This is a genomic window from Mycobacterium scrofulaceum, from assembly GCF_001667885.1.
Taxonomy (GTDB): Bacteria; Actinomycetota; Actinomycetes; order Mycobacteriales; family Mycobacteriaceae; genus Mycobacterium; species Mycobacterium scrofulaceum_C.
In genome coordinates this window covers 18239-27280 of the sequence record NZ_LZJW01000029.1, presented here as the reverse complement: position 1 = coordinate 27280, position 9042 = coordinate 18239, and the positions used below count along the sequence as shown (strand labels likewise).

Genomic DNA, 9042 nt, shown 5'->3' with positions numbered 1-9042 from the left:
GCGCTGTGCCACATAAGCGCGGCGGTCCCCTCCCCCCGCGCCGCAACCCGCTCACCCGAGCGATCCGAACCTGCGTGCCCCGACCGAGCGTGAGACCCAGCGCATGCGTGTGCTGCCGCCGCCACCGCCGGCGGCCGAACGTCCCGCCCACCCGCAGCCGGCGCCGCCCGCCCAGCCGATCCCGGCGGCGGATGCGCAGGCGAAGGGTCCGGGCCTGATCGAGCGGATGGTCACCTCGAAATTCCGCGTGCCGCGGCCGGCCGTCGCCGCCATCGAAACCGGAAACTCCACCTATCGATTGCCGCTCAAAGCCGAGGCCCGCACGCTCGGGGTGACCGCGTACCAACTGGGATTGACTGTCGACGGGCGCGACGTGTTGTCGGGCATCTCGTTCTCGGCGCGTCCGGGCACGTTCACCGCCGTCGTCGGGCCGTCGGCCACCCGCAACTCGGCCCTGCTCGGGCTGCTCGCCGGGACGAGGCAACCCAGCTCCGGGCGCGTCACCGTCGACGGCCACGACGTGCATGCGGAAGCGGCGTCCATGCGAACCCGCATCGGCATCGTCTCGCCCCAGGACCGCCTGCACCGGCACCTCACCGTCGAAAGCGCGGTGAAGTACGCCGCCGAACTGCGCCTGCCACAAGACATCTCGCGCGAGCAACGCGACCGCGTGGTCGGCCAAGTTCTCGAGGAACTGGATCTGTCGGAGCACCGGGCCACCCGGATCGGCAAGCTTTCGCCCGAGGTGCGCCGGTGCGCCGCGTTGGCGATAGAGCTCCTCACCCGGCCGACGCTGCTCGTCGTCGACGAGCCGACCGCGGGCCTGGATGCGGAGCAGCAACGTCACGTCATGGCCATGCTGCGGCGCCAGGCCGACATCGGCTGCGTGGTGGTGGCGGCCATGTCATCGCAGCCGTCGTTGACCAACCTCGACCTGTGCGACCAGGTGCTGGTTCTGACCTCAGCCGGTACGACGGCGTTCCTGGGGCCGCCCGCGCAGGCCGAATCGGCGTTGGGCAGCGCCGACTGGTCGCAAGTCCTGGAACGGGTGCGTGCCGACCCCGACGGAACCCACCGCGCATTTCGCGCCCGGCAACCTGCGGCTGCCCCGCCGCCCGAGATCGCCCCACCGGCGCCGCCGCCCGCCGAAGCCCCATTCGGGCGGCAGGTTCGGCTGCTCGCCCGCCGCGACGTCCGGCTGCTCTTCGCCGGCCGCCTCTACGTCGTGTTCTTGGCGCTCCTGCCGTTCGTGCTGGCGGGGCTGGCTCTGCTGATCCCGGGCGATTCCGGCCTGACCCGGCCCCGTGCCGGCGACGCGCACCCCCACGAAGCCATCGAGATCCTGGCCGCGCTCAACATCGCCGCGGTGATCATCGGCACCGCACTGACGATCGGGACCGTGGCGCGTGAGCAACGCATCTTCCGCCGCGAGCAGGCGCTCGGTGTCTCGACCGCGGCCTATCTGGCCGCCAAGATCCTGGTGTTCGGCCTCGTCGCGGCGATCCTGACGGCCATCGTGTTCGCCATCGTCGTCGCCGACAAGGGCGGACCGGCGCGCGGGGCCGCCCTGCTGCACAACGCGACCGTCGAGCTCTACGTGAGCCTGGCTATGACGGCCATCGTGTCGGCAGTGGTCGGGCTCGCTTTGTCGAGCCTGGGCAAGTCGCTGAGCGAAGTCCTGCCGCTGCTGCTTCCGGTCATCCTGGCCTCCGCGCTCTTCAACGGAAGCCTCGTTCAGCTGGTGAGCAAGTGGGGCTTACAACAGATCTCCTGGTTGGTGCCCGCCCGCTGGGGCTTCGCCGCGTCGGCCGCCACGGCCAACCTGCGCAGGGTCGACCCGTTGGCCGCCGACTGCCAAACGTGGACCCATTACAGCGGCTGGTGGCTGTTCGACATGATGATGCTCGTCCTGCTCGGCGTCGCGGCGGCCGGCTTCACCCTCTACCGGCTGCGGCCCGGGGGGGGGCCAAGCCCCGAAGAACTGAGTCGTCGCTGACCAGCGCCGCCAATTGGGATCGGGTCGTTATACCGGCGGCGTGAACCGCGAGATACGGTCGGGTTATGGCGCCAGAGACCACAACCATTGCCGACCAGCTGCGCAACGCGCTCGACGGGCGTTGGCGTGACACGAGGAACCAGCTGCGGTCCACCATGAGCGAGGAGCTGTTCCGGCCGCACTACACGCCCAACACCGTGATCGCGCGGACCAAGGTGGCCGAGCAGATGAGGATCATGGCGGCCTTCGGTGCCGCCGCCGACAACTTCCGCAAAGAGCACGGCGGCACCGGCGACATCGGCGCGGCGATCACCATGATCGAGATGCTCGCAATGTCGGATCTGTCGCTGATGGTGAAGGCCGGCGTCCAGTGGGGGTTGTTCGGCGGTGCCGTCGAAAATCTGGGCACCGAGCGTCACCACGAGGCGTACGTGAATAAAATCATCAGCCTCGAATTGCGGGGTTGCTTCGCGATGACCGAGACCGGACACGGCAGCGACGTCCAGTCGCTGGAGACCACCGCGACCTACGACCCCACCACGGAAGAGTTCGTCATCGACTCCCCGACGCCGACGGCCCGCAAGGACTACATCGGCGGGGCGGCCGAAACGGCCACCATGGCAGCGGTATTCGCCCAACTGATCACGACCGAGGACGGCGAACCCGTCAACCACGGCGTGCACTGCCTGCTGGTGCCGATCCGGGACGCAGACGGCAACGACCTGCCCGGCGTGACGACGTCGGACTGTGAGTACAAGGGCGGCCTGCCCGGTGTCGACAACGGCCGCATCGTGTTCGACCACGTCCGGGTGCCGCGGGTGAACCTGCTGAACAAATACGGCGACGTGGCGCCGGACGGCACCTACAGCTCGCCGATCGAGAACACCAACCGGCGGTTCTTCACCATGCTGGGCACGTTGGTGCGGGGGCGGATCACCGTCGGCGGCAGCGCCGGCGCCGCCGCCCGCGTCGCGCTGGACATCGCGACGCGATACGCGTTGCAGCGCAAGCAGTTCAGCGCTCCCGATGACGAGTCCGAGGTGTTGATCATGGACTACCTGGTGCACCAGCGCCGGCTGTTCCCTTTGATCGCAAAGTCATACGCGTTGCAGTTCGCCCAGAACGAGCTGGTCGGCAAGTGCCACGACATCCAGACCGCGGACGCGGTGGACGCCGACGAGCAGCGCGAGCTGGAGGCGCGAGCCGCCGGCCTGAAGGCGGCCAACACGTGGCACGCGTCGCGGGCGATTCAGGAGGCGCGCGAAGCCTGCGGCGGCGCGGGTTACATGGCCGAGAACCGGTTGATCGCGCTGCGCGGCGACACCGACGTGTTCACCACGTTCGAGGGCGACAACCACGTGCTGACGCAGTTGGTGGCCAAGGAGCTGCTGACGGCCTACGCCGACGACATCCGCAGCATGAGCCCGGTCGAGTGGGTTCGGTTCGCCGCCAACACCGTCGGTGAGCGCGTCGTCAAAAGAACTGCGGCAGAAACCATTATCCAAACGATCGTGGATGCCCGGCAGGACAGCGAAGAAGAGGGCAGCCTCTTCAACCGCGGCACGCAGATCAAGATGTTCGAGGACCGAGAGGAATATCTGATCGCGTCCGTCGCCCGTCGGTTGCAGTCCAAATCCAAGGAGATGTCGGAGTTCGACGCGTTCAACGCGGTGCAGGACCACGTTTTACACGCGGCGTCCGCCCACGTCGACCGGGTGGTGCTGGAAGCGTTCGTCGCCGGCATCGACGCCTGCCCGCACGAGGAGACCCGCGAACTGCTCGGCGTCCTCTGCGACCTGTACGCGCTTTCGGTCATCGAGGACGACAAGGCGTGGTACATCGAACATCGGTACCTGTCCACCGAGCGGGCCAAGGCGGTCACCCGGGGCATCAACGATCGGTGCCGCGCGTTGCGACCGCACGCGGAAACTCTCGTCGACGGTTTCGGAATCCCCGAGCAGCTGCGCTACGCCGAGATGCTGCACCCGGAGAACCTGACGAACGCCTGACGCGGCGCCTGCGACGTTGTGACACAACGCTATTGATTCGGGATCGGGCCGAGCGCCTTCAGCTTGCCGTCCGGGCCGATCCCGAACTTCACGGTGCCGCTACCGGTGGGACAGCACGGCTGATCGTTGCCCTTCAACCATTGGTATTGAACGGCAACGGTGTCATCGGTGGGCGGTAAGACGGTGATGTACGGCTTGGGATTCGGCGTGGCGGCACCCAGCGGCGTGTTGTGATCGAAGAACAGCAGCTGCTGCCCGGTGGACTCGCTGGCGATGGTCGGGATGATCTGCACCCAATACAGCCGGCACTTCTTGGCATGTCCCCGAGCGATTTCCACCCAACTGGTACCGGGGACGGTGATGGGCACGGACGCGATGGCCCGCTGCACCGTGTCGGGCGTCGGCCCGTCGGAGTCCTTGCACTTCTCGGATGACGTCGGCGGCGAACTGGTTTGATTCCCGCCGCACCCGGAGGCCAGCAGGATCGACAGGATCACCATCAGCTGACGCACTCGGTGAGCTTAGCGAAGGCTGTGAATGTCCCGTTTGTTTGGTCGGAGACCTCGTTCTGATAGGTAAAGCATCTGCCCCCGCAGGTAGCCTTGACCGGGGTCGGCGGGTCGACGATGACCCGTCCTGACCTGGGGTTATTACGGCATTCCCGAGAGTTCACGGCCGCGCCTGAGCCGGTGAGAGGAAGCCGTAAAACGGGGGAAACTCCCGATACCCGGTGCCGAAACATCCTCGTCGCACCATTCATGTAAGCCCGTTGTGCTCATTGGAGGGAAGGTAGGCGTGTCCACCGAGTCCATGGCGTCGAACAACGATGCCGTGAACACCGTGTGCGCTTACTGCGGCGTCGGTTGCGGAATGGTGTTGCAGGTCACAACCGATCCGCAGAGCGGTCAGCGCCACATCGGGAAGTCGGTTGGAAACAAACAACATCCGGCGAACTTCGGCCGGCTGTGCACCAAAGGCGCGACCACGTCGGACTTGCTGAGCGCGCCCGGGCGACTGGAATCGGCCCACCTGCGCGCCGACCGTGGCGAGCCCATCGAGCCCGTCGACCTGGAACGCGCAATCGCCCAGTCCGCGCACCGGTTACGCGCAATCATCGATGCGCATGGCCCGGATTCCTTTGCCATGTATGTATCGGGCCAGATGTCCATCGAGGCGCAGTACCTGGCGAACAAGCTGACCAAAGGCTTCATCGGCACCAACCAGATCGAGTCGAACTCACGACTGTGCATGGCCAGTGCCGGTTCCGGTTACAAGCTCTCCCTGGGCGCCGACGGCCCGCCCGGCTCGTACCAAGACTTCGAACACGCCGACGTCTTCTTCGTCATCGGCGCGAACATGGCCGACTGCCATCCCATCCTCTTCCTGCGGATGATGGAACGAGTCAAGGCCGGGGCCAGACTGATCGTTGTCGATCCGCGCCGCACCGCGACCGCGGACAAGGCCGACCTGTTCCTCCAGATCGCCCCGGGTTCCGACCTCGCGCTGCTCAACGGGCTGTTGCACCTGATCGTCGAGAACGGGCACACCGATCCCGAATTCATCGCCGAGTTCACCGAGGGATGGGAGGTGATGCCCAGCTTCCTGGAGCAGTACACCCCCGATGCGGTCAGCGAGATCACCGGGATTCCCGAGGACGACATCCGCGCGGCGGCCCGCATGATCGGCGAAGCCGAGAACTTCATGAGCTGCTGGACCATGGGCCTCAACCAGAGCACCCACGGCACCTGGAACACCAACGCCATCTGCAACCTGCACCTGGCCACCGGCGCGATCTGCAAACCCGGCAGTGGCCCCTTCTCCCTCACGGGCCAGCCCAACGCGATGGGCGGCCGCGAAATGGGTTACATGGGACCGGGATTGCCCGGCCAGCGCTCCGTCCTGTCCGCGGTCGACCGCGCCTTCACCGAAGACCAGTGGGGCATCCCGCGGGGAACGCTGCGCACGGACGTCGGCACCGGCACCATCGACATGTTCTCCCGAATGGCCGACGGCGACATCAAGGCGTGCTGGATCGTATGCACCAATCCCGTTGCCTCCGTTGCGAATCGGAAGACGGTGCTGGCCGGCCTCGAGCGGGCCGAGCTGGTGATCGCCCAGGACGCCTTCCTCGAAACGGAGACCAACGAATACGCGGACGTGCTCCTGCCGGCGGCGCTGTGGTCGGAAGCCGAGGGCGTGATGGTCAACTCCGAGCGCAACATGACGCTGTTCCAACCGGCGGTCACCGCGCCGGGCGACGCGATGCCCGACTGGCAGCTCATCGCCCGGATCGCCTGCGCGATGGGATTTTCGGACGCTTTCAGCTACGACTCCGCCGAGGAAGTCTTCGAGGAAATCAAACGGTTCTCGAACCCGAAGACCGGCTACGACCTGCGCGGGGTCAGCTACGAGCGGCTGCGCCGGGGCCCCCTGCAATGGCCGTGCGCATCCGAGAGCGCGGGCGACCGCAACCCCATTCGCTACCTCAACGACGGCGTCAGTCAGGCCCGCCTGGTCCGCGAGGACGGCAGCACGCCCCGGTTGGCCTTCCCCACCGAGAGCGGCCGCGCGGTGTTCTTCGCCCGCCCGCACCTGCCGCCCGAGGAGATGCCCGACGACGACTACCCATTCCTGTTGAACACCGGTCGCCTGCCGCACCAGTGGCACACGATGACCAAGACCGGCAAGGTCGCCAAGCTCAACAAGCTCAACCCCGGGCCGTTCGTCGAACTCCACCCGGACGACGCCGCGCGGCTGCAGGTCGCCGAGGGTGACGCGATAGAAATCGCTTCCCGCCGCGGTCGCGCGGTGCTGCCCGCCGCGATCAGCGACCGGGTGCGGCCCGGCAATTGCTTCGCTCCGTTCCACTGGAACGACGCCTTCGGCGAATACCTGGCGATCAACGCGGTCACCAACGACGCGGTGGACCCGATCTCGAACCAACCGGAATTCAAAGCGTGTGCCGTCGCTTTGGCGAAAGTGGCTGTCCCGGTGACACATCAGGGCCCGGGCCCGAAGCCATCGGTGGATGCCGACGCACCAGCTCCCGCGCCCACGGAGGTACCGGAAATCAGCGTGTCACAGGTCGACGCCCTCGCCGCCTTGCTCGGTGTGGCAACAAAACCCGTGCCGGAATTCGATGAGCTCGGCCGCAACTATCTCGCCGGGATGCTGACCGCCCTACGGTCGGATGCGGGTCGATGCACGGCCGGAGTGCCGACCCTGCCCCAGAGCGCTCCTTTCGATCCGGGCACCCGGCTGTGGGTGGATGGCCTGCTCGCGGGTTTGTTCTCGCGCATCGACGGGCCCCGGGCAGCGCCGGCGGTCAAGGAACCGACGACCGGGCCGCCCGAAGCCGAACCCGCCGAGCGCTCGCCCGTCGTCGTGCTGTGGGCGTCGCAGACCGGCAACGCGGAGGAACTCGCCGCCGACATCGCGGCGCGGCTGGGCGAGCAACGCCTGCCCGTCGCGCTGCACAGCATGGACGACTTCCCGGTGACCGAATTGCCGGCGACGCGGCAGCTGCTGCTGGTCACCAGCACCACCGGCGACGGCGAGCCGCCCGACAACGGCGCCGGTCTCTGGCGGGCGCTGACGTCGGACGCCGCACCGCGATTCACCACCACCCGCTACGCGGTGCTGGCGCTGGGCGACTCCAACTACGACGACTTCTGCGGTCATGGACGCAAGCTCGACGAGCGGCTGGCCCAGCTCGGCGCCACCCGCATCATCGAGCGGGTCGACTGCGAACCGGACTACGACGACGCCGCCGCCAAGTGGCTCGACGGTGTCATCGAGGCGTTGTCCCGCACGCCCGCACCGGTGGGCCACGACGGGGGTGCGCCGGTGGCGGCCACCTCCGTGGTCGCGACGCCACCCCGATCGGCCGAGCCGCGGACGGCCGGGTACACCAAGAAGCATCCCCTGATCACCGACATGGCTCGGAACATCAAGCTGGGCCGGCCGGAATCGGCAAAGGACGTGCGGCAGCTGGTGTTTCGTGTGCCCGAGGACACGATCAGCTATGAAGCCGGTGACGCACTCGGGGTGTGGCCACGCAACAGCGACCAGCTGGTCGACGAATGGCTGTCCGTCACCGGCCTGGACGGACAGACCCCCGTCGAGGTCGGCGAGCACGGTTTGATGTCGTTGCGCTCGGCGCTCACCGAGCGGATCGAGATCGCCCACATCAGCCGGGACCTGGTGCGGTTCGTACAGGAGCGCACCGGCGACCCGAAACTTGCCGAGCTGCTGAAGCCGGAAAACAAGGCGGCTCTGTCCAATTGGACGTGGGGCCGGCAGTCGATCGACCTGTTGGCGCAACATCCGGTCTCCGCGTCGGCCCACGAGTGGCTGCGGGTCCTCAAACGCCTTCAGCCGCGGCTGTACTCGATCTCGTCGAGCCCCAAGGAATGCCCGCAAGAGGTCCACCTGACGGTCTCGCCGGTGCGCTACAACTTTCAGGGCATCCCCCGCCGCGGGGTGTGTTCGACCTACCTCGCCGACCGCTCACCCGGCGATCGCGTCGCCGTCTATCTGCAGCCGTCGACCAATTTCCGGCCCCCCGGCGACCCGGACACGCCGATGATCATGATCGGTCCGGGCACCGGCATCGCACCGTTCCGCGGGTTCCTCCAGGAACGACGCGCGCTCGGGCACACCGGTCCCAATTGGCTGTTCTTCGGCGAACAGCACGCGGCCACCGACTACTACTACCGCGACGAGATCGAGCAGATGCACGCCGACGGGCTGCTGACCGAGCTGGACCTGGCGTTCTCGCGCGACCAGCGCGACAAGATCTACGTCCAACATCTGATGCGCAACCGCGGGGCGGAGCTGTGGCGCTGGCTGCAGGACGGGGCGCAACTGTACGTCTGTGGGACCGCGGACCCGATGGCCAAAGACGTCGACCGCGCGCTCTGCGAGGTCGCGGCCGAACACGGCAACCTCGACCCCGACGCCGCGAAGGAATACGTCCGGTCGTTGAGCGCCGACAAGCGCTACCACCGCGACGTCTATTAGGCCCCGCCGCTTTCG

Annotated in this window: 4 protein-coding genes; 3 read left to right on the top strand and 1 reads right to left on the bottom strand. The window is 67.4% G+C overall.

Annotated features, from left to right (window positions below):
• Positions 1-226 precede the first annotated feature (226 nt).
• Both A5681_RS03355 and A5681_RS03350 read left to right on the top strand, forming a co-directional pair.
• Positions 227-1996 carry an ATP-binding cassette domain-containing protein gene (locus tag A5681_RS03355; RefSeq protein ID WP_067269361.1) on the top strand — a complete coding sequence of 590 codons (1770 nt, stop codon included), beginning with the start codon at positions 227-229 and terminating at the stop codon, positions 1994-1996.
• A gap of 65 nt (positions 1997-2061) precedes the next feature.
• Positions 2062-4005 (top strand): acyl-CoA dehydrogenase, encoded by a 1944-nt coding sequence (locus A5681_RS03350; protein WP_067269344.1) that lies wholly within the window; start codon positions 2062-2064, stop codon positions 4003-4005.
• 29 nt (positions 4006-4034) lie between these two features.
• On the opposite strand, the gene A5681_RS03345 is transcribed toward A5681_RS03350, so the two are convergent.
• Entirely contained in the window at positions 4035-4505 is a 471-nt protein-coding gene (locus A5681_RS03345) for an LppP/LprE family lipoprotein (RefSeq protein WP_067269360.1), read from the bottom strand.
• Between the two features lie 310 nt (positions 4506-4815).
• Here A5681_RS03345 and A5681_RS03340 point away from each other — a divergent pair, with 310 nt between their 5' ends.
• Positions 4816-9027: a bifunctional nitrate reductase/sulfite reductase flavoprotein subunit alpha gene (locus A5681_RS03340; protein WP_067269358.1), complete on the top strand. Its 4212-nt coding sequence runs from the start codon at positions 4816-4818 to the stop codon at positions 9025-9027.
• The last annotated feature ends 15 nt before the right edge of the window (positions 9028-9042 follow it).